The following is a 1200-nucleotide window of genomic DNA, read 5'->3' as shown; positions in this document are numbered from 1 at the left end:
TGAGGTGTTCGGGGGTGTGGACGCTGAGGTCGGTGCCTTTGGGGAAGTATTCGCGGAGCAGGCCGTTGGTGTTTTCGTTGGATCCGCGTTGCCAGGGTGCGTGGGGGTCGCAGAAGTAGACGGGCATGGTGGTGGCGATGCTGAATTCGTGGTGTCGCGCCATTTCCGCGCCTTGGTCCCAGGTGAGTGACCGGCGTAGGTGTTCGGGCAGGGTCTGGATGGTGGTGATGAGTGCGTCACGGACGTGTTCGGCGGTGCGGGACTGTCCGAGGTGCACGAGCATGACGTAGCGGGTGGAGCGTTCCACGAGGGTGCCGATCGCGGATGCGCCGTCCTCGCCGATGATGAGGTCGCCTTCCCAGTGTCCGGGGACGGCGCGGTCGTCGGCTTCGGCCGGGCGTTCGCTGATCATCACCATCGGTGCGGTGAACCGGGGCTGGCGTTGTTGCCCGGTGGTGCGGGGTTTGCGGCGGGTGCGGCCGGTGCGCAGGGCGGCCTTGAGCTCGCGGCGTAGTTCACCGCGGCCTTGGACATACAGTGCTTGATAAATGGTTTCGTGGACCACGTGCAGCTCCGGTCGGTCGGGATGATCGCGGCGCAGCCGTCGGCTGGCCTGTTCCGGGCTGCACCGGTCGTCCAGCATGGCTTGGATCCGGTCCCGCAGCTCGGGCGAGGTCGCGATCTTGCCCGGTTTGGGCCGCGGCCGGCGAGACATGGCGCGGGCGTGCGCGGTGTGAGGCAGATACTCGCCGTCGGCGGGGTCGGTGTTGCGGTCCAGTTCCCGGCTGACCGTCGAGGCCGGACGGCCGAGCCGGCGGCCGATCTCTCGTGGCCCGTGCCCGGCCCGCGCCAGATCCGCGATGAGCAACCGCTCGTCGCGGGACAGAAACCGGGTAGCCGGAATCGGCGGTCCAGCAGCGGGAACAGGCTCAAGCGAACGCGCAGGCGGGACGGACGACCGGTCCGTCGTCCGTCCCGCCTGACTCACTCGTCCCTGCCGCCACCGATGCCCGGTCCTGCGGTTGACTCCCACCGTCCGGCACGCCTGCGCAGTGCCCATCCCTCGCGTCACAAGATCAAGATATGTGCGGCGCTCGGCGAGCAGCTTCCTCGGGCCCTGAGGCGACCGATCCCCACGGATCTCAAACAACACAACCCCTGAGACAAGTCAGGTGTTGCAACCACCACTAGAACCCAAGG

At 67.8% G+C, this 1200-nt stretch carries 1 protein-coding gene; it reads right to left on the bottom strand.

Features of this window, described 5'->3' with window-relative positions:
• Positions 1-1150 (bottom strand): IS30 family transposase (locus ACFOSH_RS42450; protein WP_449224215.1); only part of this gene is annotated, 1150 nt, incomplete at its 3' end.
• Between the last annotated feature and the right edge of the window lie 50 nt (positions 1151-1200).

It is taken from the genome of Amycolatopsis speibonae (assembly GCF_042647925.1).
Taxonomy (GTDB): domain Bacteria; phylum Actinomycetota; class Actinomycetes; order Mycobacteriales; family Pseudonocardiaceae; genus Amycolatopsis; species Amycolatopsis speibonae.
This window is presented reverse-complemented; position numbering and strand designations above follow the sequence as displayed.